This is a genomic window from Stenotrophomonas sp. TWI819 (assembly GCF_039673075.1).
Lineage (GTDB): Bacteria > Pseudomonadota > Gammaproteobacteria > Xanthomonadales > Xanthomonadaceae > Stenotrophomonas > Stenotrophomonas rhizophila_B.
In genome coordinates, this window is sequence record NZ_JBDJKY010000004.1 from 24,088 (window position 1) to 49,299 (window position 25,212).

The 25,212-nt window shown below is 68.3% G+C and carries 23 protein-coding genes; 12 read left to right on the forward strand and 11 right to left on the reverse strand.

The features are described from left to right. The first annotated feature begins 133 nt into the window (after positions 1 to 133). From ABE463_RS06725 to ABE463_RS06735, 3 genes are all read left to right on the forward strand, one after another. Entirely contained in the window at positions 134 to 2,362 is a 2,229-nt protein-coding gene (locus ABE463_RS06725) for a S9 family peptidase (protein ID WP_346467622.1), read from the forward strand. Positions 2,363 to 2,401: 39 nt separating this feature from the next. Continuing rightward, positions 2,402 to 2,911, forward strand: a complete 510-nt coding sequence (locus ABE463_RS06730; protein ID WP_346467623.1) for a cytochrome c oxidase assembly factor Coa1 family protein — start codon at positions 2,402 to 2,404, stop codon at positions 2,909 to 2,911. Positions 2,912 to 2,990: 79 nt separating this feature from the next. Next, a complete protein-coding gene (locus ABE463_RS06735) occupies positions 2,991 to 4,802 on the forward strand; it encodes a DUF885 domain-containing protein (RefSeq protein ID WP_346467624.1) in 1,812 nt (603 codons plus the stop codon). A gap of 83 nt (positions 4,803 to 4,885) precedes the next feature. Here ABE463_RS06735 and ABE463_RS06740 read toward each other — a convergent pair whose 3' ends face one another. After that, positions 4,886 to 5,344 (reverse strand): hypothetical protein, encoded by a 459-nt coding sequence (locus ABE463_RS06740; RefSeq protein ID WP_019185443.1) that lies wholly within the window; start codon positions 5,342 to 5,344, stop codon positions 4,886 to 4,888. Between the two features lie 181 nt (positions 5,345 to 5,525). On the opposite strand from ABE463_RS06740, the gene ABE463_RS06745 reads away from it, so the two are divergent. From ABE463_RS06745 to ABE463_RS06760, 4 genes are all read left to right on the forward strand, one after another. Further along, positions 5,526 to 5,774 carry a hypothetical protein gene (locus ABE463_RS06745; protein WP_019185442.1) on the forward strand — a complete coding sequence of 83 codons (249 nt, stop codon included), beginning with the start codon at positions 5,526 to 5,528 and terminating at the stop codon, positions 5,772 to 5,774. A gap of 134 nt (positions 5,775 to 5,908) precedes the next feature. Next, on the forward strand, positions 5,909 to 6,826 hold the full coding sequence (locus tag ABE463_RS06750; RefSeq protein WP_346467625.1) for a bestrophin family protein: 918 nt from the start codon (positions 5,909 to 5,911) through the stop codon (positions 6,824 to 6,826). Positions 6,827 to 6,865: 39 nt separating this feature from the next. Next, positions 6,866 to 7,855: a porphobilinogen synthase gene (gene hemB, locus ABE463_RS06755; RefSeq protein WP_346467626.1), complete on the forward strand. Its 990-nt coding sequence runs from the start codon at positions 6,866 to 6,868 to the stop codon at positions 7,853 to 7,855. 43 nt (positions 7,856 to 7,898) lie between these two features. Continuing rightward, positions 7,899 to 8,159, forward strand: coding sequence for an SHOCT domain-containing protein (locus tag ABE463_RS06760; protein WP_346467627.1), 261 nt, complete (start codon positions 7,899 to 7,901; stop codon positions 8,157 to 8,159). A gap of 65 nt (positions 8,160 to 8,224) precedes the next feature. Here the strand turns inward: ABE463_RS06760 and ABE463_RS06765 are convergent, their stop codons facing one another. Next, complete coding sequence (locus tag ABE463_RS06765) at positions 8,225 to 9,097, reverse strand: TolB-like protein (protein WP_346467628.1); 873 nt, start codon at positions 9,095 to 9,097, stop codon at positions 8,225 to 8,227. 53 nt (positions 9,098 to 9,150) lie between these two features. Here ABE463_RS06765 and aroE point away from each other — a divergent pair, with 53 nt between their 5' ends. The 3 genes from aroE (at position 9,151) to dinG (ending at position 12,613) form a co-directional block, all read left to right on the forward strand. After that, positions 9,151 to 9,996: a shikimate dehydrogenase gene (gene aroE, locus ABE463_RS06770; RefSeq protein WP_259262009.1), complete on the forward strand. Its 846-nt coding sequence runs from the start codon at positions 9,151 to 9,153 to the stop codon at positions 9,994 to 9,996. 10 nt (positions 9,997 to 10,006) lie between these two features. After that, a complete protein-coding gene (locus ABE463_RS06775; protein ID WP_259262010.1) occupies positions 10,007 to 10,369 on the forward strand; it encodes a hypothetical protein in 363 nt (120 codons plus the stop codon). A gap of 141 nt (positions 10,370 to 10,510) precedes the next feature. Further along, positions 10,511 to 12,613, forward strand: a complete 2,103-nt coding sequence (gene dinG / locus ABE463_RS06780) for an ATP-dependent DNA helicase DinG (RefSeq protein WP_259262011.1) — start codon at positions 10,511 to 10,513, stop codon at positions 12,611 to 12,613. A gap of 25 nt (positions 12,614 to 12,638) precedes the next feature. Here the strand turns inward: dinG and ABE463_RS06785 are convergent, their stop codons facing one another. From ABE463_RS06785 to ilvD, 3 genes are read right to left on the reverse strand one after another with little or no spacing between them, the layout of a single operon-like run. Then, positions 12,639 to 13,328, reverse strand: coding sequence for a hypothetical protein (locus ABE463_RS06785; protein WP_346467629.1), 690 nt, complete (start codon positions 13,326 to 13,328; stop codon positions 12,639 to 12,641). Positions 13,329 to 13,332: 4 nt separating this feature from the next. Beyond that, positions 13,333 to 14,508, reverse strand: a complete 1,176-nt coding sequence (locus ABE463_RS06790) for a DUF418 domain-containing protein (protein ID WP_346467630.1) — start codon at positions 14,506 to 14,508, stop codon at positions 13,333 to 13,335. Positions 14,509 to 14,545: 37 nt separating this feature from the next. Continuing rightward, a complete protein-coding gene (gene ilvD, locus ABE463_RS06795) occupies positions 14,546 to 16,384 on the reverse strand; it encodes a dihydroxy-acid dehydratase (protein ID WP_346467804.1) in 1,839 nt (612 codons plus the stop codon). A 213-nt stretch (positions 16,385 to 16,597) separates the two neighbouring features. Between ilvD and ABE463_RS06800 the strand changes: the two genes are divergently transcribed. Beyond that, positions 16,598 to 17,161, forward strand: a complete 564-nt coding sequence (locus ABE463_RS06800; protein ID WP_259262015.1) for a DUF1190 domain-containing protein — start codon at positions 16,598 to 16,600, stop codon at positions 17,159 to 17,161. A 3-nt stretch (positions 17,162 to 17,164) separates the two neighbouring features. Next, positions 17,165 to 18,343 carry a glutathionylspermidine synthase family protein gene (locus tag ABE463_RS06805; RefSeq protein WP_346467631.1) on the forward strand — a complete coding sequence of 393 codons (1,179 nt, stop codon included), beginning with the start codon at positions 17,165 to 17,167 and terminating at the stop codon, positions 18,341 to 18,343. A 3-nt stretch (positions 18,344 to 18,346) separates the two neighbouring features. Here the strand turns inward: ABE463_RS06805 and ABE463_RS06810 are convergent, their stop codons facing one another. From ABE463_RS06810 to ABE463_RS06835, 6 genes are read right to left on the reverse strand one after another with little or no spacing between them, the layout of a single operon-like run. Next, positions 18,347 to 19,645 carry a DUF58 domain-containing protein gene (locus tag ABE463_RS06810; RefSeq protein ID WP_346467632.1) on the reverse strand — a complete coding sequence of 433 codons (1,299 nt, stop codon included), beginning with the start codon at positions 19,643 to 19,645 and terminating at the stop codon, positions 18,347 to 18,349. A 31-nt stretch (positions 19,646 to 19,676) separates the two neighbouring features. Beyond that, positions 19,677 to 20,690 (reverse strand): MoxR family ATPase, encoded by a 1,014-nt coding sequence (locus ABE463_RS06815; RefSeq protein ID WP_121040770.1) that lies wholly within the window; start codon positions 20,688 to 20,690, stop codon positions 19,677 to 19,679. Then, entirely contained in the window at positions 20,687 to 21,865 is a 1,179-nt protein-coding gene (locus ABE463_RS06820) for a DUF4350 domain-containing protein (RefSeq protein WP_346467633.1), read from the reverse strand. The genes ABE463_RS06815 and ABE463_RS06820 overlap by 4 nt, the downstream gene beginning before the upstream one ends. Further along, positions 21,862 to 23,541, reverse strand: coding sequence for a DUF4129 domain-containing protein (locus tag ABE463_RS06825; RefSeq protein ID WP_346467634.1), 1,680 nt, complete (start codon positions 23,539 to 23,541; stop codon positions 21,862 to 21,864). The genes ABE463_RS06820 and ABE463_RS06825 overlap by 4 nt, the downstream gene beginning before the upstream one ends. After that, on the reverse strand, positions 23,531 to 24,523 hold the full coding sequence (locus ABE463_RS06830; RefSeq protein WP_346467635.1) for a stage II sporulation protein M: 993 nt from the start codon (positions 24,521 to 24,523) through the stop codon (positions 23,531 to 23,533). Before ABE463_RS06830 ends, ABE463_RS06825 begins: the two co-directional genes overlap by 11 nt. Continuing rightward, complete coding sequence (locus ABE463_RS06835) at positions 24,520 to 25,209, reverse strand: RDD family protein (protein WP_346467805.1); 690 nt, start codon at positions 25,207 to 25,209, stop codon at positions 24,520 to 24,522. Before ABE463_RS06835 ends, ABE463_RS06830 begins: the two co-directional genes overlap by 4 nt. Between the last annotated feature and the right edge of the window lie 3 nt (positions 25,210 to 25,212).

Sequence of the window (25,212 nt, forward strand, 5' to 3'; positions counted from 1 at the left end):
CGGCTTTCCGGCACGCTTGGCGCGGCAGGATACCCGCCATCGCCGGCACGATCGGAGCGGTTTTGGTTAGGATGAAGCGTTCCCCGTGCCGTTTTCCTGGCCGGGGACTGCCCAGACGCTCCCGGAACCCTCCATGCGCCACCTGTTTGCTTCGCTCGCCCTGATGCTCGCCTCGACCTCGATCGCCCACGCTGAAAAACTGACCCTGGATGCCATCACCGGCCCGCTGCCGTTGTCCGGCCCGACCCTGATGAAACCCAAGGTGGCCCCGGATGGCTCGCAGGTCAGCTTCCTGCGCGGCAAGGATGCGGACCGCAATCAGCTGGACCTGTGGGCGTACGACATCGCCAGCGGCCAGACCCACCTGCTGGTCGATTCCAAGGTGGTGCTGCCCGGCACGGAAACCCTGAGCGACGCCGAGAAGGCCCGCCGCGAGCGCCAGCGCATCGCCGCAATGACCGGCATCGTGGATTACCAGTGGTCGCCGGATGCGCGCACCCTGCTGTTCCCGCTCGGCGGCGAGCTGTACCTGTACGACCTGGGCAAGCAGGGCAAGGCCGCGGTGCGCCAGCTCACCCACGGTGAAGGTTTCGCCACCGATGCCAAGCTCTCGCCCAAGGGCGGCTTCGTCAGCTTCGTGCGCGCCCGCAACCTGTGGGTGATCGATCTGGCGAGCGGCCAGCAGATCCAGCTCACCGGCGATGGCAGCGACACCATCGGCAACGGCGTGGCCGAGTTCGTCGCCGATGAGGAAATGGACCGTCACACCGGCTACTGGTGGGCGCCGGATGACTCGGCGATCGCCTTCGCCCGCATCGACGAATCGCCGGTGCCGGTGCAGAAGCGCTACGAGATGTATGCCGACCGCACCGAGATGATCGAGCAGCGCTACCCGGCCGCCGGCGACCACAACGTCACCGTCAAACTGGCCGTGATCGCGCCGCGCCGGAACGCCACGCCGCGCTGGATCGACCTCGGCCGCAACCCCGATATCTACCTGGCCCGCGTCGATTGGCGCGACCCGAAGCACCTGACGTTCCAGCGCCAGTCGCGCGACCAGAAGACGCTCGAACTGATCCAGACCGAACTGGCCAGCGGCCAGCAGCGCACGCTGGTGACCGAAACCTCGCCGACCTGGGTGCCACTGCACAACAGCCTGCGCTTCCTCAAGCAGGGTGGTTTTGTGTGGTCGTCCGAGCGCAGTGGTTTCGAGCACCTGTACCGCATCTCCGATGACGGCAAGACCGTCACCGCGCTGACCGCCGGCCACTGGCCGGTGGACGAACTGCTGGCCGTGGACGAAGACGCTGGCAAGGTCTACTTCCGCGCCGGCATGGACAGCCCGCGCGAAAGCCAGCTGTACGCCGTGTCGCTGCAGGGTGGGGTGCCGCAGCGCCTGTCGCAGGCCCCGGGCATGCACACCGCCAGCTTCGCGCGCAACGCCAGCGTCTACGTGGACAGCTGGTCCAACACCACCACGCCGCCGCAGATCGCGCTGCACCGTGCCAACGGCGAGAAGATCGCGACCCTGGTCGAGAACAATCTGGACGACCCGGCGCATCCGTACGCGCGCTATCTCGATGCGCAGCGCCCGGTCGAGTTCGGCACCCTGACCGCCGCCGACGGCAAGACCGAGCTGCATTACAGCCTGATCAAGCCGACCGGCTTCGATCCGGCCAAGCGCTACCCGGTGGCGGTGTACGTCTACGGCGGCCCGGCCTCGCAGACGGTCACCAACAGCTGGCCCGGCCGTGGCGATCACCTGTTCAACCAGTACCTGGCCCAGCAGGGCTACGTGGTGTTTTCGCTGGACAACCGCGGCACGCCGCGTCGCGGCCGTGATTTCGGCGGTGCGCTGTACGGCGTGCAGGGCACGGTGGAAGTGGCTGACCAGCTGCGCGGCGTGGCCTGGCTGAAGCAGCAGGCCTGGGTTGATCCGGCGCGCATCGGTGTGCAGGGCTGGTCCAACGGCGGCTACATGACCCTGATGCTGCTGGCCAAGGCCTCGGACAGCTATGCCTGCGGCGTGGCCGGTGCACCGGTGACCGATTGGGGCCTGTATGACACCCACTACACCGAGCGCTACATGAACCTGCCGGGCAACAACCCGAAGGGCTACGAGGAAGCGCGTGTGCTGGCGCATATCGACGGCCTGCGCTCGCGGCTGCTGCTGATCCACGGCATGGCCGATGACAACGTGCTGTTCACCAACTCCACCGTGTTGATGAGCGCGTTGCAGAAGCGCGGCCAGCCGTTTGAACTGATGACCTATCCCGGTGCCAAGCACGGCCTGTCGGGCAGCAACGCGCTGCACCGCTACCGCTTGGCCGAGGACTTCTTGGGGCGCTGCCTGGCGCCCTGATCCGCCATTGCTGCCACCGGCCTGACAAGGAGTGTGCCGATGACATTGCCGCCCGCACTTCCTGGTTCCACCGTGCGCACCGGTTGGTGGCGCCGTCACTGGCGCTGGGCCATGCCATTGGCGGTGGTGGTCGGCATTGCGGCGGCAGCGGGCGCGGTGTGGTTCGCGCTGTCCCAGTGGGCGTACTGGAGTAAATCCAGCACGCCCTACCAGGAGGCCATGCGCCGCGCGCGCTGCAACGTCGAGCTGGTTGAAGCGCTGGGTGAGCCCCTGCGCGATGGCTACCTGCCCGCGGGGTCGATGCATTCCAATGGGCAGAGCCAGTTCGTGATCGGGGTGAGCGGTCCACAAGGGAAGGGCCGCCTGTTCCTCAATGCCAAGCGCAGTGGCGAGCACTGGGACTACCCGATGCTGTATGTGGTCACCGATGCCAACGAGGCCATCGATCTGACCGCGCTGGATGATGCCGAGGCCGCCGAGCGCTGCGCGCTGGCCGAGTGCCGGGCCAAGGGCGAGTGCCCGCCGTCGACTGCCTCGCTGGGCATCTGAGCACCGCATGACCTCCGGCCGATTGCCGCGCCGGGCGTGAGTGCGTAGGGTCGAAGGCATCCTGCCCTGGAGTTCCTGCATGAAGCCGCTTGTCCTCGCTGTTGCGTTGGCCCTGTCCGTTCCCGCCGCGCTGTCGGCCCCGCCGGCCCTGGCCGCCCCGGCCGCCGCCAAGCCTGCCGCCTCGCCGGCCTGGGTCACCCGCAGCAACACGCTGGCGCAGATCCTGCTGGATGCGCAGGGCCCGTTCCAGCCGGAAGAAACCGGCTTCTTCGGCGTGCCTGGCTATGACGACAAGGTGGCTGACTTCGGCCCGGACAACGGCGCCCGCTACCGCGCGGCGATGGCCAAGGCACGCAGTGAACTGCAGGCCAAGCTCGCCACCGAGCGCGATCCCAACGTCCGCCAGGACCTGGCGATCATGATCGCCGCCGCCAACCAGAACATCGAAGGCAGCGAACTCAACGAGAAGTACCTGCTGCCGTGGAGCGACACCCCGCAGACGGTGTTCAGCGGCCTCAACCTGCTGCTGTCCGACCAGGTGCCCGCCGAGCGCCGCGCCAAGGCGCTGGATCGCCTGAAGGCCTACGCCGGGCTTGCCCCGGGCACGCAGCCGGTCACCACGCTGTCGCGTCAGCGCTATGAAGAGCGCCTGGGCGACAAGACCCTGCTGCAGCCGACGAAGATCGAAGTCGAGCAGTCGCTGGCCAACGTGGACACCTACATCACCGGCATCGAGCAGCTGTTCGGCAAGTACAAGGTGGCCGGCGCCGAGCAGGCGCTGCAGGCCATTGCCAGCCAGCTGCGCGAGTACCGCGACTGGACCCGCCGTGAGGTGCTGCCCAAAGCCCGCACCGATGCGCGCCTGCCCGAGCCGCTGTATGCCTACCAGCTCAAGCGCGTGGGCATCGACATCGCCCCGGCGCTGTTGATGCAGCGGGCCCAGCTGGAATTCATGGAAACCCGCTCGGCGATGCGCCAGCTGGCGCCACTGGTGGTGCAGGCCAAGGGCCTGAAGGTCACCGACAGCACCGATCCGGTGGCCGTGGTACGTGCGCTCAAGGGCGACAAGATTCCCGACGATCAGCTCGAGCACCACTACCGCGGCGTGATCGATGCGATCGACCCGATCATCCGCAAGGAAAAGATCGTCGATGTGCCGCAGCGCCCGATGCAGATGCGCCTGGGCTCGGCCGCCGAAAGCGCCGCCTCGCCGGCACCGCATTTCCTGCCGGCGCCGCTGGTCGGCAATACCGGGCAGCAGGGCACCTTCGTGTTGCCGCTGGGCAACCCGGCCGCCGGCGACAAGGCCGCGCAGTACGACGATTTCAACTTCGGCTCGGCCGCCTGGACGCTGAGCGCGCATGAAGGCCGCCCGGGCCACGAACTGCAGTTCACCGCGATGGTCGAGCGCGGCATCTCGCTGGCCCGCACGATGTTCGCGTTCAACTCGGTCAACGTGGAAGGCTGGGCGCTGTATGCCGAAGCGGAGATGGTGCCGTACGAGCCGCTGGACGGTCAGCTGATCGCGCTGCAGTTCCGCCTGCTGCGGGCCGCGCGCGCGATGCTGGACCCGATGCTCAACCTGGGTCAGATCGACCGGGCCAACGCCGAGCGCGTGCTGATCGATGAGGTCGGCCTGTCCAAGGCAATGGCCACGCAGGAGCTGGACCGCTACATGGTGCGCATGCCCGGCCAGGCCGGCAGCTACTTCTACGGCTACACCCGGATTCTTGAGCTGCGCATGCAGACCGAGCTGGCGCTGGGCGATCGCTTCGACCGTTTGGCGTTCAACAACTTCCTGCTCGACCAGGGCCTGCTGCCGCCGGACCAGCTGGCCAAGGCCGTCAATGACGTCTTCGTGCCGAAGTACAAAAGCGCGGCCAAGCGCTGACGCGTTTGCGGTAGGCACCGACCGTTGGTCGGTGCGCTATCCCAGCAGCCACGACCAACGGTCGTGGCCTACCGCGGCCTTCGTTAGCGCTGCGGCGTGATCGTCTGCGTCGGCAGGCGCGGCGCCGGCGGCGGATTCGGGACCCAGATGGCCACACCGGCCGCGCGCTTCTGCGTGGTCGGGATGCCGATGCCGACGCCACCGCCCACGTGCGAGCCGTAGCTGCCGGCGCCGACGGACATGCCCACCGGCGAGCCGCTGGAGCCCACGCCCATCAGGATCACGCCGTTGGCACCGAGGGCGGCGGCCTCACGCTTGAGCCGCATGACCGCAGCATCGGTCTGGCCCTGTGTGCCGAAACCGACCGCACTGGCCGATTCGAGCTGGGCGATTTCCTGTGACCCCGCCGGCGGCGTGGAATAGATCTGCACCGTGGCCGGATCGACCGGGGCACGCGCCTGGCCGAGCATGACCTTGGAGGTGCTGGCGCAGCCGGCGCTGAGCAGCGCCAGGCCCAGCAATGCAGCGCATCGGATGTTCATGGCGTTACCCCTGTGTGTGATGGCTGGGATGATCGGTGCTGGCGACTGAATCGGTCCCAACCCCTGCCAGCGCACCCTAGCACCGCCCCGGTGAGGCCCCCGCCAACGGCGTCTCGCTGCCGCTTGCGCCTGCGCCGGGAACCGCTATGGTGGGCCACGCATTCACCTCAAGGAGCCGGGCATGGGATTGATCAGTCTGTTGTGGGGCATCGTCGCGCTGCTCTGGATGATTGTGGCCCTGATCCCGCTGCTGGGCTGGGGCAACTGGTTCCTGATCCCGTTTGCCGCGGTGGGTGCGGTCATCGCCGCCATCGGCATCCTGTTCACCCACGCCAGCAAGCGCGGCCGGGCCTGGACCGGGCTGGTGCTCAACGGCATCGTGGTGGTGGTGGGTATCGTCCGGCTCGGGCTGGGTGGCGGCATCATCTGAGCGGCCCGTGCGTGGCCCGGGTGCGACCGACCGTCGCAGCTCACGGCCGCCCGGTGCCATCGGCGTAGAATGACCGGCTGCCGCATCCGGCTCCGCCGGCGGTCCACGCCCGTCCGGGCGCTCTCCCTGCACCGATGATCATTCGTCCTCGTCCCCACGGCTGGCAACTGCTCTACATCCTGCGCGGCTCCATTGTTCCGGCGGTGGCCCCGAAGGTGGTGGCGATCCTGCTGCTGTCGATCGCGGTGGCCGCCCTGGCCGAGCTGTGGCATCCGCCGGGCATCGAGCGCGTGTCGGTAGCACCGTTCACGCTGCTGGGCCTGGTGCTGTCGATCTTCCTCAGCTTCCGCAACAACGCCTGCTTCGAGCGCTGGTGGGAAGGCCGCAAACTGTGGGGCCAGCTGATCTATGAATCACGCAGCCTGGCCCGCCTGTGCCAGGCGCTGCTGGTTGACGATCCCGCGCTGCGCGACCGCGCGTGCCGGCTGTGCATCGGCTTCGCGCATGCGCTGGCCGCCCGCCTGCGTGGCCGCGACATGACGCTGGCGGCGCTGCCGTGGGTACCCAAGGCCGATCGCGCGCGGTTCGGCCAGCGCCTCAATGCACCGGATCAACTGTTGGCGATGATCGCTGCCGACCTCGCCCAGGCGCTGCGCGCCGGTCAGCTTGATTCGTACCTCTACACGCAGTTCGAAACACGCCTGCATGCGCTGTCCAGCATCCAGGCCGGTTGCGAGCGCATCCTGACCACGCCGCTGCCGTTCGCCTACACGCTGCTGCTGCACCGGTGTGCGTGGCTGTTCTGCGTGCTGCTGCCCTTCGGCCTGGCCAGTTCGCTGGGTTGGGCAACGCCGGTGGTCTCGGCCGTGCTGGCGTATGCGTTCTTCGGCCTGGACCAGCTCGGCGAGGAGATGGAAGAGCCGTTCGGGCTGGAATCCAACGACCTGCCGCTGGATGCGATGGTGCGCACCGTCGAAATCGATCTGCTCGACAGCCTGGGCGTCCAGCCGCTGCCCGAGCCCCTGCAACCGCGGCAGTACCTGCTGCAGTAATTCCTGCACTCCTTCCTGCATTCCGTTCCGGAGTTCCTCATGGCACACCCCGACTATCGCCCCCGCCGCATGCGTCACGACGAGTTCTCGCGTCGTTTGATGCGCGAGAACACGCTGACCACCGATGACCTGATCTATCCGGTGTTCGTGCACGAGCTGGCCGGCCGCACGCCGGTGGCCTCGATGCCGGGCGTGGAGCGGCTGTCCATCGACGAGCTGCTCAAGGTGGCGGAAGAGGCGCTGGAACTGGGCATTCCGGTGATCGACCTGTTCCCGGTGATCGATCCGGCCGGCAAGTCGCTTGATGCCGCGGCGGCGTGGGATCAGAACGGCTTGGCACAGCGCGCCATCCGCGCGTTGAAGTCGCGCTTCCCCGAGCTGGGCGTGATGACCGATGTCGCGCTGGATCCGTACACCACGCATGGCCAGGACGGCATCATCGATGACAAGGGTTACGTGCTCAACGACATCACGGTGGAGGCGCTGGTCAAGCAGTCGCTGTCGCACGCCGAAGCCGGCGTGGACATCATTTCGCCGTCGGACATGATGGATGGCCGCATCGGTGCGATCCGCCGTGCGCTGGATGCCGCCGGCCACGTCAACGTGCGGATCATGGCCTACTCGGCCAAGTACGCCTCGGCGTTCTACGGTCCGTTCCGCGACGCGGTCGGCAGCTCCACCGGCCTCGGCAAGGCGGACAAGAAGACCTACCAGATGGACCCGGCCAACGGCGACGAGGCCATGCGTGAGATCGCGCTGGACCTGGAAGAGGGCGCGGACATGGTGATGGTCAAGCCGGGCATGCCCTACCTGGACCTGGTGCGCCGGGTGAAGCAGCAGTTCGGCGTGCCGACCTTCGCCTATCAGGTCAGTGGCGAGTACGCGATGATGAAGGCCGCCTTTGCCAATGGCTGGCTGGACGAGCGGGCCTGCGTGATGGAATCGCTGATCGGCTTCAAGCGCGCCGGCGCCGATGGCGTGTTGACCTATTTCGCCCCGCAGGTGGCGCGTTGGCTGCGCGAACGCTGACAATACGCGCCCACCCCGATACAGGACGACGATGATGCAGACGATGGGATGGCTACAGTGGGTGACCTGGACGGCCGGCGTGCTGGCCTTTGCCGTGGTCATCGGGCTGGTGATCCGCGGTGTGCGCCGCGCCGCGCGGCAGGCACCGGAGCAACCCTCCGCCGCCGCGCGCATTGCCCGTGAGGCGCAGCTTTCGCCCGCCTTGCAGGCGCAGCTGGCGGCATTGAACCAGCGCAAGGATCACGGCGAGATCAGCGAAGCGCAGTACGAGCAGCTGCGTGCGCAGCTGCTGCAGGCGCACTAGCGCTCGGCCAGCACGATCACGGGTAGCGCCACGCCACGCGTGGCGGCCTTTCGGCGACCGCAGTGTCAACCGCAGCGGGTACCTCGCGGCGCTGACGGCGCCTTGATCCGGTACAGATCCAGCCCGCCGGCACGCGGTGCGCGTGCCATGCCAGCCAGGACCATCTCCGAAGGCTTGGACGCGTCCACCACCGGCGCGCCGGTCTGGCCGTCGGCGGTATTGAACGACAGCGTCAGCGGCACCGACGCCTGGCGGTGATCGCAGCTCGCCAGCAGGACCTGCGAATGCCCCTCGCTTGCGCGGGTGAATGCCAGTGCGCCGTCATTGCCCAGCCACGCCGCCCCAAGTTCGTCGGCGGCCGTATTGAGCGGGGCCGGCAGGGCCTGCGCGGTACCGAATCCCTCGCCCTGCACGGGCGCCAGATACAGATCGAAGCCGCCCTGGGTCTGCTTGCCGTTGCGTGAGAACAGCAGCGTGCGCCCATCCGGGCGCAGCGCAGGTGCACGTTCGTCGGCGCGGGTGTTGAGCGCCGGCAGGGCCTGCACGGTCCCGAGGGTGCCGTCGGCGGTCACCGGGGCACGGTACAGATCGAAGCCGCCCTGGCCGCCGCTGCGGTTGGAGGCGAAGTACAGCCAGCGGCCATCGTGGCTGAAGTACGGGTCGCGCTCTTCGTTGGCGCTGTTGAGCGCGAGCGGGGCAGGGTCCTGCCAGCGCCCCTCGCGCAGCACCGCCTGCCACAGGTCCCAACCCCCGTGTCCGCCGGCGCGGTCGCTGGCCCACACGATGCGCTGGCCGTCCGGCGCGATCGTGGCCTGGGCTTCGTTGGCCTTGGTCGAGACCACGCCCATGCCCTCGATGCCGAATTCGGAAAGCGCCATCGCGGCGGGTGTGCAGAGTAAACTGGCGCTCAGCGCGAGCAGAGACAATGGAATGCGCATCATCGCGTCCGTTGGGGTTTGCGTTCCATTCTAGGCCCGGAGCAGGACAACCCATGACCGACCGTTACGCCGTATTCGGCCAGCCCATCGCGCATTCGCAGTCGCCGCACATCCATGCCACGTTCGGCCGGCAGGAAGGCCTGGCGCTGGACTACCGTGCGATCGAGGCATCGCCGGGCGAGTTCCTGGCAGCCCTGGAAGCTTTTGCCGCCGAAGGGGGCGTGGGCGCCAACATCACCGCGCCGCACAAGGAAGCCGCCTTCGCGCTGTGCACCACGCTGACCTCGCGCGCCCGCCGCGCCGGCGCGGTCAACACCCTGCTGCGCAAGGGCGACCGCTGGCACGGCGATACCACCGATGGCATCGGCCTGGTCCGTGACCTCACCGACCGCCACGGTCTGGACCTGCGTGGCCGCCGTACCCTGCTGATCGGCGCCGGTGGTTCGGCCCGCAGCGTGGCCCCGGCCTTGCTGGATGCCGGCATCCTGGAGCTGGTGGTGGTCAACCGCACCCCGGAGCGCGCCGACGCGCTGATCGATGCGATGGGTGAGCCGGGCCGAGCGATCACCCGCTACTGGGAAGACATCCGCGAGCTGGGCGATTTCGAGCTGATCATCAACGCCACCTCGGCCGGCCGCGACCGCGCCGCGGAGTTCAAGCTGCCGCTGTCGCTGGTCAACAGCATGACCACCGCGGTGGACCTCAATTACGGCGAGGCCGCGATTGCCTTCACCGCGTGGGCGCGCTCGGCCGGTTGCCGCAACATCGTCGATGGCCTGGGCATGCTGGTCGAACAGGCCGCCGAGAGCTTCCTGCAGTGGCACGCCGTGCGCCCGCAGACCGAGGCGGTCTATACCGAGCTGCGTACGCAGCTGGCCCCGCTGGCTGGCGAGGACTGAGCCGGTGGACATGGATCTGCTGATCTCGATGCTGACCATGCTGGGTGTGCGCCTGCCGGTACTGATCGCGCTGGCGATCGCCGTGGTCTGGGTGGTGGATACCCCGCGCGGCGCGATCCGCAGCGTGGCCTTGGCCGCGCTGGGCGTGATGGCGCTGACCACCTTGGCCGGCCTGGTGCTGAACCTGGTGCCGATGTGGATGGTGCAGCAGGGCAACTACGAGAACCTGCAGCTGATGTCCAAGCTGCTCGGTGCCGGCCACTTCGCACTCAATCTGTTCGAGGCCCTCGCGCTGGTGCTGCTGGTCTGGGCGATGACCCGCGCGCTGCGCGGCCGCGCCGTTCCACCCGCTGCGCCGCTGCCGCCACGCTGAGCGGGTGCAGCCGCCTGTCGCGGTCCACAGTGTTGACGTGGGCCGCGTCACGGATATGAACCGGCGCGGAAAATGGCGCCGGTCATGGCCCCCGGGTCGTGAGAAAATGGGGGCCGTGATCCAGTCAGGCAGTCCACCGGCGTGACCGAAAAAGTTGAAGCCCCCCGCGCCCTGAACGACGAGCTCAAGGCCGGCATCCGCGATGCCTACGCCAAGCTGCAGGCCAATACGCCCGGTTTCAGCACCCGGCGCTCGCAGAGCCAGATGATCGGCGTGGTGTCCCGTGCGCTGTCGCACAGCGGCGGCGTCGGCGTGGTCGAGGCGCCGACCGGCGTCGGCAAGTCGCTGGGCTACCTGACCGCCGGCGTACCGATCGCGCTGGCGACCAAGAAGAAACTGGTGATCAGCACCGGCACCGTGGCGCTGCAGTCGCAGCTGGTCGAGCGCGACATCCCCAATTTCCTCAAGGCCACCGGCATCGAAGCCACCGTGGCGCTGGCCAAGGGCCGCACCCGCTACCTGTGCACCCGCAACGCGGCCGAGGCGCATGGCGACGGCGCGCAGGAAGGCATGTTCGACGACGAACAGCCGTTGTTCGACCGCCCGCTGGCGCCGATCGAGATGGACCTGGCGCAGTCGCTGAGCAAGGCCTTCCTCGAAGGCCGCTGGAACGGTGACCTGGACAACGCGCCGGAAACGATCAGCAATACCCTGCGCTCGCGCATCACCACGCCGGCCTCGGGCTGCGCGGGGCGCAAGTGCGCGTACTCGGCGCAGTGCGCGGTGCTGCGCTCGCGCAATACCGTGCGCGAGGCGCAGATCGTGGTGACCAATCACGCGCTGCTGTTGTCGGCGCTGTCGATCGGGGAGAGCGACAACGGCCAGCCGCTGATCGCGCCGCCCTCGGACATGCTGCTGGTGCTCGATGAAGGGCACCACATCGGCAACGTCGCCATCGACCAGGGCGCGGCCAGCCTCGCGCTGGACGAAATGGCCAAGCGCACCGGCCGCCTGCAGGTGCTGATCGCCGCGTCCTACCGCGCGGTGGACAAGGACAAGCTGGGCAACCTGCTGCCCAATGAGGCCATCGAAGCCGCCGCCAAGGTCAGCAAGCAGCTCAAGGCGTTCCGCGATGTGATCGACCGCAGCTGGCGGCCGGACCCGGCCGCGCAGGAGCCGATGTGGCGCGCTCCGAATGGCCGCTTGCCGGAGATCTGGATGCCCGATATCGAGGCCATCGCCGACGATACCCGCGCGCTGTTCAACTGGGCGCACGCCGCGCTGACGCAGGTGGCCAAAGGCAAGCCCGAGGATGCCGCGCGCGAGCGCCTGCAGCGCAACCTCGGCATGGCGCTGGAGATGATCGAGCAGCAGCACAACCTGTGGACCGGCTGGCGCCGCGAAGACAAGGAGGGCCAGCCGCCGACCGCGCGCTGGATCACCCTCTCGCGCGATGGCGACCTGGTCCTGCATGGCTCGCCGGTCTCGGCCGCGAACGTGCTGCGCAAGCTGCTCTGGGATGAAGTGGATTCGGTGGTGATGACCTCGGCCACGCTCACCGGCGGCGGGGACTTCCAGGCGCTGGCGATCGACAACGGCATTCCGGCCGAAGCCGAGATGGTCTCGCTGGCCTCGCCGTTCGATCTGCCCAACCAGGCCCAGCTGATCGTGCCGGCATTCCCGGTGACCCCGGATGACAAGGAAGGTCACCCCAAGGAAATCGCCAAGTACCTGGTCAAGGAGCTGGACTGGGGCAAGGGCAGCATCGTGCTGTTCACCTCGCGCTGGAAGATGGAAAAGGTGGCCGAGCTGATGCCGGCCGCGCAGCGCAAGCAGGTGCTGGTGCAGGGCGAAACGGCCAAGCAGAAGATGATCGACGAGCACCTGCGGCGCACCTCGGCCGGGGAGGGCTCGGTATTGTTCGGTCTCAATTCCTTCGGCGAGGGCCTCGATCTGCCCGGCGAAGCCTGCACCACGGTGGTGATCACCCAGGTGCCGTTCGCGGTGCCGACCGACCCGCAGACGTCCACGCTGAGCGAGTGGTTCGAAAGCCGCGGCCTGAACGCCTTCAACCTGATCGCGATCCCGCATGCGCTGCGCACGCTGACCCAGTTCTCCGGCCGGTTGATCCGCACCTCCACCGATACCGGCCGCGTGATCATCCTCGACTCGCGGCTGCTGACCCGACGTTACGGCAAGCGCATCATCGATTCACTGCCGCCGTTCAAGCGGGTGATCGGGTAGCGCCGATTGCTCTCTGGCAGCTCGGTCAGGGGGTGCTTCCTTGAGGCGCGGCCGAGGTGTCGGGATGACGGCAGGCCTGGTGGGAGAAGGCCTGCCGGTAGCTCTGGCCGAAGCACCGCACAAACGCATCGACGATATCGAGATTGGGCGGCCAGGCGACCTGTACCACCTCACCGTTGGGCATCGTGAAGTCGAAGAAGCCGTTCTCGACGTCGGTCCCAGGCGGCGCAGGCAGGGCTGCGAGCGTCGCGCGGGCGGCGGCCAGGGCCGGGTGGTCCTTTTCGATGAGCGCGACGCTGGCATCCACGTAAGGATTCCAGCCGCCGGCATCCGGCGCAGGTTTGTAGGTCTGCCGCATCAATGTGACCGCCTGCGCGTCCTGCCCGGCCTGCGCGCGCATCTGCGCTTCATGCCAGATCATCGTGGTGTTGCCGGCGGCCTTGGGCTGCGCACGATAGGCCGCGATGAGATCGGCAGCGGCGAGCTGGCACTCGGCCTTCTCCGCCATCGGTCGCCAGCCGCCTTCCAGATTCTGATCGAACTGCGCCGGGGTCAGCGCCAGCATCGCGGTGCGATCCACGGCGCACGCCTCGGCAAAGGCCGGCAATGCGGCGGCCGACAAGGCCAGTAACAGCAGAGAACGCGTGCCGTGCATCGTCACACCCTTGTTCAGAGGTCTGCACCGAGTGTTTTCCAGTGATGCGTACGGGGTCAAGCGCTCACGCCCGCCGCAACCGCAGGCGCTGCCCCTCGCTGAGGCTGCGCCACAGCCACTCCACCGGGCCGAAACGGTACCGCTGCAACCACCAGGCGCTCAGCCACAACTGCAGCGGGAACACGATCAGCGCTACTGCGAGGATCGGCCACAGCCCATGCCCTTTTCCTAATCCCAGCCCGAAGCCGGCGAACAGCGGCACGCAGATCGCGCTCTGCAGCAGGTAGTTGCTCAACGCCATCCGTCCGGCAGGCACGAACACGCGCAGCCAGCGCTCCGCCCAGGCATGCAGATAGAGCAGCGCAAAGCCGCAGGCCAGCGCGATGCCCAGCGCCAACGGGCCGACGCGATAGCTCACCCGCAGCAGGTAGCCCGGCACACCGCTGCGAAGCGCAGGCCAGGCCTCTTTCAGCGCAGGCACGCACGTTTCCAAGGTGAGGAAGACGGCGGCGATAACCGCGCCGCCCAGGCACAGCATCCGCAGGCTGCGCCGATGCTGCACCGGAGACTGCAGCAGCCCACGGCGGCCCGCCCAGTAGCCGAGCAGGAAGCGGCCCAGCACGAAGAACAGCAGGGCCCAGTTGGTCAGCCGTACCCAGCTGCCGAGCAGCAGGTTCTGCCACCAGGCCTCGAGCAGCGTGCCGGAAGACAGTGCCGTCACGGCGGCGGCGTAAACCTGCGCGCGCGGCGCCATCGTCATCACCCACTCGCGCATCCATGGCGACAGCAGCGGTGGCAGGAACAAGGCGATCACCACGCCGGTCACCACCAGCGCGCGATCGCCGAGGTGACGGAACAGCGGCAGGAGCAGCCCGACCAGCGCGTAGGTCAGCAGTATGTCGCCCCACCACAGCACCGTGGCATGCAGCAGGCCGATCACCGCCAGTGCGGCCATGCGGCGCAGGTGCGGTGCCACGCCCGCTGTGCCACGGGCGTCCATCTGCATGGCAAAGCCCATCCCGAACAGCAGGGAGAACACCGTGATCGCTTTGAGGTCCACCACCCAGCCCATGCCGGTGCGGATCACGTGGTCGAGCGCGGCGCTGGGCAGGGACTGCTGGGTGGATTCATCCAGCAACGCATCCAGCGAGAAGAAGCGCAGGTTGACCAGGAAAACGCCGAGCAGCGCGACGCCACGCAGGGCGTCGATCAGGGGCTGGCGAGGCGATGGCGCGATCATGCGCCGCAGCGTAGCCGATCCGCCCGCGCGGCGCGCCTCAGTCCTCCAGCTTGGCCAGGTCGCGCACCGCGCCCTTGTCAGCACTGGTGGCCAGCAACGCATACGCTTTCAGCGCACCGGTGACCTTGCGTGGGCGCACCTCGCGCGGCTTCCAGCCGAGCGCGTCCTGTTCGGCGCGGCGTGCGGCCAGCGTGGCGTCATCGAGCAGCACATCGATGCGCCGTGCGGGAATGTCGATGCGGATCCGGTCGCCGTCGCGCACCAGGCCGATGGTGCCGCCCGCCGCCGCTTCCGGCGAGGCATGCCCGATCGACAGGCCCGAGGTGCCGCCGGAGAAACGGCCGTCGGTGAGCAGGGCGCAGTGCTTGCCCAGCCCCTTGGATTTCAGATAACTGGTCGGGTACAGCATCTCCTGCATGCCCGGGCCACCGCGCGGGCCTTCGTAGCGGATCACCACCACATCGCCGGCCACTACTTCATCGGCGAGGATGCCCTGCACGGCGGCGTCCTGGCTTTCGAACACGCGCGCGTTGCCTTCGAACACGTGGATGGATTCGTCCACGCCAGCGGTCTTCACCACGCAGCCATCGACGGCGAGATTGCCACGCAGCACCGCCAGCCCGCCTTCGGCCGAATAGGCGTGCGCGACGGCGCGGATACAGCCCTCGGCACGGTCCACATCCAGCGTCGGCCAGCGCGTGGCCTGGCTGAAAGCGACCTGGGTGGGGATGCCGGCGGGCCCTGCGCGGAAGAAATCGTGGACCTTTTCATCGGTGCTCACCGCGACATCCCAGCGCGCGATCGCCTCGGCCAGGGTGCGGCTGTGCACGGTCGGCACGTGGGTATGCAGCAGGCCACCGCGCGCGAGTTCGCCGAGGATGCCGAACACACCGCCAGCGCGATGCACGTCCTCCATGTGGTACTTCGGCGTGTTCGGGGCGACCTTGCACAGCTGCGGCACACGGCGTGAGAGTTCGTCGATGGCATGCAGATCGAAGTCCACCTCCGCTTCCTGCGCCGCGGCCAGCAGGTGCAGGATGGTGTTGGTGGAACCGCCCATGGCGATGTCCAGCGTCATCGCGTTCTCGAACGCTTCGCGGGTGGCGATGCCGCGTGGCAATGCACCCACCTCTTCGCCGCCGTACCAGCGGTGGCACAGCTCCACGATCAGTCGCCCGGCACGGCGGAACAGCTGCTCGCGGTCGGCATGCGTGGCCAGTGTCGACCCATTGCCGGGCAGCGACAGGCCCAGCGCTTCAGTCAGGCAGTTCATCGAGTTGGCGGTGAACATGCCCGAACACGACCCGCAGGTGGGGCAGGCGCTGCGCTCGTACTCGGCGACCTTCTCATCGCTGGCGCTTTCATCGGCGGCGATCACCATCGCATCGACCAGGTCCAGCTTGTGCTCGGACAGGCGCGTCTTGCCCGCTTCCATCGGGCCACCGGAGACGAACACCACCGGAATGTTCAGGCGCAGCGCGGCCATCAGCATGCCGGGGGTGATCTTGTCGCAGTTGGAGATGCACACCAGCGCATCGGCGCAATGCGCGTTGACCATGTACTCCACCGAGTCGGCGATGATCTCGCGGCTGGGCAGCGAATACAGCATGCCATCGTGGCCCATGGCGATGCCGTCATCCACCGCGATCGTATTGAACTCCTTGGCCACGCCGCCGACCTGCTCGATCTCGCGCGCCACGAGCTGGCCCAGGTCCTTGAGGTGCACGTGGCCGGGCACGAACTGGGTGAACGAGTTGGCGACGGCGATGATCGGCTTGTGGAAGTCGCCATCGGTCATGCCGGTGGCGCGCCACAGGGCGCGGGCGCCGGCCATGTTGCGGCCGGCGGTGGAGGTGCGGGAGCGGTATTCAGGCATGGTGGCTGGCAGGATCTGGCGGGCCGTGGGGGCGCGTTTCACCTCGATTCTGCCGAAAAATTCCGGTTGCGTTTGCAACCACCTTCGCCACTGCCGCGGCCCCGCCCAGAGCGAATGCTGAAACGCTGTTCATGTTTTGGACTTTGCCGGTTTTGGTTGTTCGTCCCGATCAGGCATGATTGGCGAGATAACCGTACTAGGGGGCATGACGCCATGAAACGTTCCAGGACCACTGCGCTGCTGCTGATGAGCGCTGCGCCGCTGCTGTTCACCGCCTGCCAGAAGAACGAGGCCGTGCAGGTGCAGGAAGGGCTCTACACCTCGGTGCAGGCCTGTACCGAAGCCACCGGCGATCCGTCCAGCTGCCGCACCGCCTTCGCCGAAGCGCAGAAGCAGTCGGCCGATGCCGCCCCCAAGTACGCCACGCGTGAAGCCTGCGAGGCCGAATACAACGCCGAGCAGTGCGTGGAACAGAAGACCTCCACCGGCCATTCGTTCATCGGCCCGATGATGATGGGCTTCTTCATGTCGCAGATGCTCAGCAACCGTGGCGGCGCGGGCCTGGCCCAGCAGCCGGCGGCGAGCCCGGCCTATCAGGACAAGGCCAAGGGCTGGGCACGCCCCGGTCCGTCGACCGGCGGCATGAACACCGCCAGCGGCATCGGCGCTGGCAAGGCCGGCCTGGCGCCGGTCAACGCCACCCCGAACCGGGCGGTCACCGCCAGCCGCGGTGGCTTCGGCAACACCAGCAGCAACCGCAGCAGCGTCGGCGGCTGATCGATGCAGCGCGTGCGTATCGCCGAGCGCAGCCAATGGCGCGCTCGGGCCGAAGAGTCGGGTTTCCGTTTCCACACCATCGATGGCCTGCCGTACTGGGATGAAACCGCGTACTACGCCTTCACCCTGCGCCAGATCGAACAGGACATCGAAGACCCCAGTGCCGAGCTGCATGCGATGGCGATGGACCTGGTGGACGAGGTGGTGGGCAGCCAGCAGTTGATGGACCAGCTGGCGATCCCGCCGCTGTTCCGCGACTGGATCGCTGACAGCTGGCGCCGCCGCGAGCCGCACCTGTATGGGCGGCTGGATTTCGCCTACGACGGCAGCGGCCCGGCCAAGCTGTACGAGCTGAATTACGACACGCCCACCTCGCTGTTCGAAGCGTCGTTCTTCCAGTGGCAGTGGCTGGAAGACCAGCGCAACCAGAACCGGCTGCCACCGCATGCCGATCAGTTCAACGCGATCCATGAGGCGCTGGTCGAACGCTTCGGTGAGCTGGCCGCCCAGTTGCCGCCGCCGCTGTATTTCAGCGCGGTCGGTGCGTCGGAAGAAGACCAGGGCACGGTCGCCTACCTGCGCGACTGTGCGGCCCAGGCCGGCCTGCGCGGCGACGCGATCGCGATCGAGGATATCGGCCTGTCCGAGGACGGGCGCTTCACCGCGCTCGACGACACCGTGATCGGCAGCCTGTTCAAGCTGTACCCGCTGGAAGACCTGATGACCGAGTCGTTCGGCCAGGCGCTGCCTGCCTCGGGCGTGCAGCTGCTGGAACCGGCGTGGAAGGCGATCCTCAGCAACAAGGGCGTGCTGCCGCTGCTGTGGCAGCGTCACCGTGGCCACCCGAACCTGCTCGCTGCCGAGTTCGACGATGGCAGCGAGCTGCCGCGCGGCTGGGTGCGCAAGCCGTTGTTCTCACGCGAGGGCGCCAATGTGGCCATGCACCTGGCCGATGGCAGCTGGCAGGAAAGCGAAGGCCCGTACACCGGCCCGGCGATCCGCCAGGCCGCGCATCCGCTCACCGCGTTCGATGGCGGTTATCCGCTGATCGGCAGCTGGGTGGTGGGTGATCAGGCCTGTGGCATGGGCATCCGTGAGGACAACAGCCGGATCACCCGCGACAGCGCCCGCTTCGTACCGCACGCGATCATCGACGAAGCGCCGACGCGCATCTATCTCTGAGCGTTACAGCAACCCATCCCGCTTGACCGCCAGGTAGCGCTCCACCAATGCGCCGGGCAGCGCTTCGGCGGTGACATCCAGCACCATCACCCGGTGGCTGCGCAGCGCGTCATGTGCGTCGCTGCGCTGCTGCAGGTAACGCGCGATCGCACCGGCCTGGGTGGCGTCCTGCAGGGTCTCCACCGGCTGGGCCAGCGCATCGTCCAGCGCGCGCTCGCGCAGGCTGGCCACGCAGACCAGATGCTGACGCTGCAGCAGGCGCACCGCGGCGAGCAGATCTTCAATGTCCTCATCGCGCACGTTGGTGACCAGCATCACCAGCGAGCGACGGCGCTGACGCAGTGAAAGCTCGGTGGCTGCGGCGAGGTAATCGGTGGCGACCGGTTGCGCCTGCAGATCGTAGCTGGCGCGCAGCAGGGTATCGATGGTGCCCATGCCGCGTTTCGGCGCGACCCAGCGGCTGTCGCCCCCGGCCGCGAACAGGCCCACGCCGTCGCCTTGGCGCAGCGCGAGGTAGGACACCACCAGCGCCGCATTGAGCACATGATCGAAGTGCGACAGCCCGCCTTCGCTGGCCATCATGCGCCGGCCGGTGTCGATCATCAGCACCAGCTGCTGGTTTTTCTCGTCCTGGTATTCGCGGGAGATCAGCTTGCGCGCGCGGGCGGTCGCCTTCCAGTCGACCTGGCGCAGGCTGTCGCCGACGCGGTACTCGCGCATCTGATGGAAATCCGTGCCTTCGCCGCGGCGGCGCTTGAGGTGCGCGCCAACCAGGCGCGAGGCTTGTTCGGCACTGAACAAGGCGAAGCGCGTCAGCGGGGCGAAGTTCGGGTACACGCGCACCGCCAGCGCCGGCGGCAGCTGGCGCCGTTGATGCCACAGCCGCCACGCGCTGTGCATGCGCAGGTGCACGCCCTCGAAGACGAAACGGCCACGCGCGGTCGGGGTCAGTCGGTACGCAACGCTGCTGGTGACCATCGGCTTGAGCACCAGTGACCGCGGCAGGCCCTGCAGGCTCCAGCCACCGGGCACCAGATCGAATACCTCCACGCGCTGGTGGCGGCTCGATTCCAGCCGCAGCGTCGCCTCACGTTCGACATTCAGTGCCAGCGACTCCGGCAGCTCGCGGTGCACACTCGGCGAGGGTTGGCGACGCAGGCGCAGCAGGTCCACCAGCGCGATCAGCGCCACGCCACCACCGATCGCCCACCAGACCGCGTGCGGCCATGCGCCGATCACCACCGGCACGCCGAGCAGGCCCCAGCCGGCCAGCAATGCCAGCAGCAGTGCGCCCGGCCTCATGCCGGTCGCTCGCGATGGAGGACGCGCCCACTCATTTGCGCGGTGCGTCCACCTTGGCCAGCAGCGCGGTCAGCGCGTCGTCGGCGCTCTGTCCTTCGATCTGCAGTTCCGGCGCGAGCGCAATGCGATGGCGCAGCGCCGGCCTGGCGATGTCGCGCACGTCATCGGGGGTGACGAAATCACGACCGGACAGCACCGCCTGCGCACGCGCCGCACGCACCAGCGCGATGCTGCCGCGCGGGCCGGCACCCAGCGCGATGCCCGGCCATTGCCGCGTGGCGGCGACGATCCGCACCGCGTAGTCGATCACTTCCGGGTCGACCGTGATCGCCGCGGTGGCCTGCTGCAACGCGACGACCTCGGCCGCATTCAGCACGCGTGGCACCTGCGACAGATCGAAATCGGCGGCGCTGCGGCCGGTGGTGATCGCATCGACCATGCGCTTCTCGTCGTCCAGCGTCGGGTAGTCGATCAGCACCTTCAGCAGGAAACGGTCCAGCTGCGCTTCGGGCAGCGGGTAGGTGCCTTCCTGCTCGACCGGGTTCTGCGTGGCCAGGGTCAGGAACGGCGGGGTCAGCGCGAACGCCTTGCCTTCGATGGTGACCTGGCCTTCCTGCATCACTTCCAGCAGGGCCGACTGGGTCTTGGCCGGGGCGCGGTTGATTTCATCGGCGAGCAGCAGGTTGGTGAACACCGGGCCGCGTCGGATCTTGAAGCTCTCCGTCTTCGGGTCATACACCGCATGGCCGCTGACATCGCTGGGCATCAGGTCCGGGGTGAACTGCACGCGGCCGTAATCCAGCTCCAGCGCCTGGGCGAGCGCGCGCACCAGCAGGGTCTTGCCCAGCCCGGGCACGCCTTCAATCAGCACGTGGCCGCCGGCCAGCAGCGCGATCAGGATCTGGTCGAGGACCTCGGGCTGGCCGATGAAGGCGCGGCCCACGGCCTCGCGGACGGCATCGACACGCTCGGACAGCGGTGACGGCGACGGGGATGGCGTCACGGCAGGCGGGGACAACGGCGGCGGAAGCGTCGGCTCGGTCATAGCAGGTTTCTCATCTGGATCAGCAGGCGGATGCGGTCGCGCAGGCCGGCGACGTCGTGGGAAGCGGGTGGGGTCAAGGCGGTCCGCACGCGCTCGTGCGACCACTGCAGTACCGCGGCGATGGCCTGCACCTGGGCCTCGCCGGTGAGGGCGGCTGCCGTCGGCGAGCGCCGCCGCAGGCGGGCCAGGAAGGCGCGGCGCGCTGCGTCATGAAGCAGCGGTGCCTTGCCAAAGCGCAGCAGGTGTTCGCCACTGGCGCGGATGTGTTCCAGCAGCGAGCGGCGTTCCGCGGCGGGCGAAGGCAGTTCACTGCCCAGGCGCTGCGCACGCTGCCACAGCCAGCCGAGCAGGGCCAGCAGCAACGGCGCCCACACCGGCCAGCCGAGGTAGAACACGCGGTTCCACAACGACGGCGGGCGCGAGGCGTAGACCAGCCACATCGTGCCCTTGCCATAGTTGGGCGCCAGCACGTAGCGGGTGAGATCGCGGTGGGCTTTGTCGTGCAGACCATCAACGAGGGCGTTGGCAGCGTTCGGTGGAACGGTCGGGTTGGGCCGGCCCTTGCCCTGCATGAAGGCCATGTCGGCCAGCACATCGATGCGGCCCTGGCCGTGGCGAAGGCGGGCGAAGACCAGGTCATAGTCGTCACCCCACCCACGCTCGAGGGTGATGCCGGCAGGCGGCTCGGCCGAGAAGCGGCGACCATTGCAGAACTCGACATGCTGCGGATCGTCGCGTACGTGGAAGCGCTGGCAGTAGCTTTCGTAGCCGTCGCTGTCCACGCCAAGCGCGTCCAGCAGCGGGCCATTACCGGCGCTGTCCTTTCCGATCGGTGGGGTGCGCACGATCAGATGCCCACCCTTGGCCACCCATGCCATCAGCTCGGTCACGGCCGGCGCCGGGACCTCTCCACTGTCCTGCAACAGCACCACGGTATCGCCCGGCTCCAGCGGCATCCGGGTCAGGTCCAGACGTGGGCGCGACTGCACCGTGATCCCATCCGCACGCAGCGCCTGGCCGAGCACGTACAGCGCGTTGTAACTGGCTTCGCCCTGGGGCGGCAGGTGCTCTGTGTGCGTCACCCGCTCGTGCGTGCGCAGAAACAGGATCGCCAGCGGCACGCAGATCACCAGCAGACCCAGGACGATCACCAGCCAGCGCAGACGGACGCTCACGCGCGCCACCCGAACTGGGCCTGCAGAGTCGTCGCCAGCGCATCGAAGTCATCATCGCTGGGCAGTCGGCCGGCATAGGCCGCGTACTGCCAGACCCGCACGATGCGCGCGAACAGGCTGCGGTCGGCCTCGACCGGCATCCGACGCGAAGCACGCAGGCACTGCGCTTCGGTGGCACCGGGGGGCAGGCTGATCCCGGCGCGCTCGCTCATCGATTCCACACTGGCGCGGTACAGCAGTGCCAGCGCCTGGCGGGGGCGCCCTTCCTGCCACAGGGCACGCGCACGCGACGCGGGATCGGGCGGCACCACGTCCGGTATCCGGATCGCTTCTTCGACGACCACCGTGGCCTTCGCACGACGGCGCTGGCCGGAGCCGCGCAGCCACGGCAGCCAGCGCGGTGCGGTGGCCAGCAGCAGCAACACCAGGACCCCGACCACCGCCCACAGCGTCCATTCGGCGATCCGGGCCGGCAACAGCGGTCCCTTGCTGCCGCGTTTGCCAGCGGCCTTGGCCGCGGCCTCACGTTTTGCCTTCTCCGCTTCGGTTGCATCGCTTTCGATGCGCGTCCACTCGGTGACCTCACGGGTCGGGCTCTGCAGCGGGTCTTCATACGCGCGCTGCACGGCCTGGCGGAAGCCCGCCGTATCCACCGCGTCATCGCCAAAGATGACCGGGGGCGTGTTGTCCGGATCGTTGTCGTACGTCCGCGGCGGGTCATCGGCATCATCGTCTTCGCCGCCGTCAGCGTCGGCGGCCGCGTCCGGAGCCGCATCGGCGTCTTGCGCAGGCGACGCAGCGTCATCGGCCGGCGCCGGCAACGCACCCTTGGTATTGGACTGCGCCGGCGCCTGTTGGGCGTGCAGTGCCGCGCCCGGCCAGACCAGCACGAGGGCCAGGACCAACAGCGGCGCAGCACGCTGCAACCGTGCATGCAGGCGCCGGAAGGCGATCTCCAGATCCCACGCTTCCATCTGGGTACGCCGGTCCAGATACAGCCCGAAGCCGGCACCGACATAGAACGGCCCGAGCAGCGTGGCGGCCGCCCAGAACAGCAGGTTCACACCCAGCTGCATCCAGGCGGGCATGTCCTGCTTGGCCAGCTCCCACGCGGCGCGCCAGGACTCGGACAACAGGTCCACCGGAATGAACAGGAACACCGCCGCGATGCCGCCGACCACCAGCACGATCTCGAAGACCATGCACACCATCGTCAGCAGGACGGCATAGCCCGTCGCGCCCCCGGCGATGGCGCGACGACGTTGGCGACGATGTGCCGGATCAGCGCCTTCCAGCAGATTGACCGGCAGCAGCACCGAACGCAGTGGGCTCAGGCGTCGCCAGCCGAGATAGCTCCAGAAGCCCTGCCAGCCCCATGTGCGCTGCGCGCGCAATGTCGGCAGGGTCGTGGAGGCATCGCCGAACACGCCGCGTGAGATCACGTACAGCGCGATGCGCTCGAACAATGGCTTGAGCCACCACATCGCCAGCCAGGCCCAGCCGAAGCTGTCGGTCCACCAGGCCAGCGCGTTGAGCAGCACGAATACCGGCAGCGACACGATGATCCACGGCGCCCAGATCGCCGCGGCATGCCGGCGCACCAGGGCCATGCCCAGCTCCATGGCTTCCCAGCCCGAGCGCGCGCGCAGCACGACGTTGAGCCGATCAATCTGCATCGGCCGCCCCACGTCCGCCACGCCACAACCACACGAACACGATGGTCCACAGCACAGCGGCAGCGCTGTACTTGCCCCATGCCGGAATTGCCGCGATCGAGGACCAGAACGCTTCGATGAAGGCGGCGATCAGCAGCATCGCCGCAACGCCCACGCACAGCTTGGCGCCGATCAAACCACCCTCGACCAGCGCATCGATGCGCCGCTGGCGACCGGGCGCGAGCAGTTTCATGCCCAGCTGCAGACCCGCCCCGCCGGCGATCACGATCGCGGTCAGCTCGAACGCGCCGTGGCCGGCCACGAAGCGCCAGAACGGATCGCCATGCCCGATGTGCTGCAGATGGCCGGCGACCGATCCGATGCCGACGCCGTTGAACAGCATCACCAGCACCGTGCCGACGCCGGCGATCAAGCCGAAGGCGAACGTGCGCAGGCCGATGCTGATGTTGTTCATGATGTAGTAGCCGAACATCGTCCAGTTGGTGCCGCTGTCGCGGCCCAGGTTGGGCGATGCCGGATCGTACATGCGTTCGAATTCGGCGATGCGCGCGTTGTCCATCAGCAGATGGATCAGCTCGGGGCGCCACAGGATCAGCGCGAAACTGCCCACCAGCGGCACCACGAACAACGCCGCAGCGACCCACATGCTGCGCGCCTGGCTGCGCACCAGCTGCGGGAAATCGGCGAACAGGAAGGCGAGCGCACGCCGCCACTGCGGGCGCGGCGTGCGGTAGAGCAGGGTGTGGCCCTGCTGCATCAGCTGCTGCAGGCGTGCGACCAGCTGCGGGCTGTAGCCGCGCCGGCGCGCCAGCGCGAGCTGCTGGCACAGCCGGCGGTAGCGCTGCGGGAAGTCGGCATCGTCCACGCCGTCAGGGGCGGCTTGCCGGCGCGCCTGGCGCGGACGCTCACCGCGCTGGGCCAGCCAGTGTTCCAGTGCCTGCCACTCGGCCTGGTAGCGGGCGACGAACTGTTCCTGTCTCATCGCCGTCCCAGCAGCCAGTTGGCCATCGCATACAGGCGCAGCACGCCGACCTGGCCGTGACTCCCGGTCAGCGGCGAGGCGATGTCGGCCAGTTCCTGCTGGCGCGGCACCGACAGCCGCGGCGCACGCTCGGCGAAATCGACCACGGCGGCCTGCTCGGCCGGCTGCAGCGGCTGCGGCGGGGCCAGTACGCTGCCGACCGGCACCGTGCCGCCCACTGGCGGCGCGCTCTGGTGGATCACCACGGTTCCCGCGACCAGGTCACCGAGGCGGCGGCCATGGGTATCGAACAGGCTCGACAGCAGTCCCAGCGCATAGCCGAACGGCAGCATGTCCACGGTGCGCAGCAGGTTGCGGGTGATCGCGCTCATCCAGCCGATCGGCCCACCATCGCTCGCCACCACGCGCAGGCCCATCGCGCGCTTGCCCAGGGTGCGGCCCCAGCACGCTTCCTGGACGATGGTGTAAGCCCACATCAACAGGAACATCAGGCCCAGGTACAGGCCTTGGCCGAATCCACCGAGGAAGGCCAGTGGAATGCTCAGCATCATCAGCGAGCCGACCCGGATCACGAAGTCGATCGCCCACGCCAGCGCACGCGGCAACGGCCCGGCCACGGGCAGGTGCAGAGGCACGCCTTCGGGGGTGATGACCTCCCGGTAGGTATCCAGCATGGGCGCGCTCATCGG

What these genes read in the sequence shown, in the direction of transcription:
- ABE463_RS06725 (WP_346467622.1), top strand. Translation starts at nt 134, where the DNA reads ATGCGCCACCTGTTTGCTTCGCTCGCCCTGATGCTCGCCTCGACCTCG.
- ABE463_RS06790 (WP_346467630.1), bottom strand. Translation starts at nt 14,508, where the DNA reads ATGATCGCGCCATCGCCTCGCCAGCCCCTGATCGACGCCCTGCGTGGC.
- aroE (WP_259262009.1), top strand. Translation starts at nt 9,151, where the DNA reads ATGACCGACCGTTACGCCGTATTCGGCCAGCCCATCGCGCATTCGCAG.
- ABE463_RS06745 (WP_019185442.1), top strand. Translation starts at nt 5,526, where the DNA reads ATGGGATTGATCAGTCTGTTGTGGGGCATCGTCGCGCTGCTCTGGATG.
- hemB (WP_346467626.1), top strand. Translation starts at nt 6,866, where the DNA reads ATGGCACACCCCGACTATCGCCCCCGCCGCATGCGTCACGACGAGTTC.
- ABE463_RS06835 (WP_346467805.1), bottom strand. Translation starts at nt 25,209, where the DNA reads ATGAGCGCGCCCATGCTGGATACCTACCGGGAGGTCATCACCCCCGAA.
- ABE463_RS06800 (WP_259262015.1), top strand. Translation starts at nt 16,598, where the DNA reads ATGAAACGTTCCAGGACCACTGCGCTGCTGCTGATGAGCGCTGCGCCG.
- ABE463_RS06810 (WP_346467632.1), bottom strand. Translation starts at nt 19,645, where the DNA reads ATGAGGCCGGGCGCACTGCTGCTGGCATTGCTGGCCGGCTGGGGCCTG.
- ABE463_RS06825 (WP_346467634.1), bottom strand. Translation starts at nt 23,541, where the DNA reads ATGCAGATTGATCGGCTCAACGTCGTGCTGCGCGCGCGCTCGGGCTGG.
- ABE463_RS06735 (WP_346467624.1), top strand. Translation starts at nt 2,991, where the DNA reads ATGAAGCCGCTTGTCCTCGCTGTTGCGTTGGCCCTGTCCGTTCCCGCC.
- ABE463_RS06815 (WP_121040770.1), bottom strand. Translation starts at nt 20,690, where the DNA reads ATGACCGAGCCGACGCTTCCGCCGCCGTTGTCCCCGCCTGCCGTGACG.
- ABE463_RS06765 (WP_346467628.1), bottom strand. Translation starts at nt 9,097, where the DNA reads ATGCGCATTCCATTGTCTCTGCTCGCGCTGAGCGCCAGTTTACTCTGC.
- ABE463_RS06805 (WP_346467631.1), top strand. Translation starts at nt 17,165, where the DNA reads ATGCAGCGCGTGCGTATCGCCGAGCGCAGCCAATGGCGCGCTCGGGCC.
- ABE463_RS06760 (WP_346467627.1), top strand. Translation starts at nt 7,899, where the DNA reads ATGGGATGGCTACAGTGGGTGACCTGGACGGCCGGCGTGCTGGCCTTT.
- ABE463_RS06730 (WP_346467623.1), top strand. Translation starts at nt 2,402, where the DNA reads ATGACATTGCCGCCCGCACTTCCTGGTTCCACCGTGCGCACCGGTTGG.
- ABE463_RS06750 (WP_346467625.1), top strand. Translation starts at nt 5,909, where the DNA reads ATGATCATTCGTCCTCGTCCCCACGGCTGGCAACTGCTCTACATCCTG.
- ilvD (WP_346467804.1), bottom strand. Translation starts at nt 16,384, where the DNA reads ATGCCTGAATACCGCTCCCGCACCTCCACCGCCGGCCGCAACATGGCC.
- ABE463_RS06775 (WP_259262010.1), top strand. Translation starts at nt 10,007, where the DNA reads ATGGATCTGCTGATCTCGATGCTGACCATGCTGGGTGTGCGCCTGCCG.
- ABE463_RS06740 (WP_019185443.1), bottom strand. Translation starts at nt 5,344, where the DNA reads ATGAACATCCGATGCGCTGCATTGCTGGGCCTGGCGCTGCTCAGCGCC.
- ABE463_RS06830 (WP_346467635.1), bottom strand. Translation starts at nt 24,523, where the DNA reads ATGAGACAGGAACAGTTCGTCGCCCGCTACCAGGCCGAGTGGCAGGCA.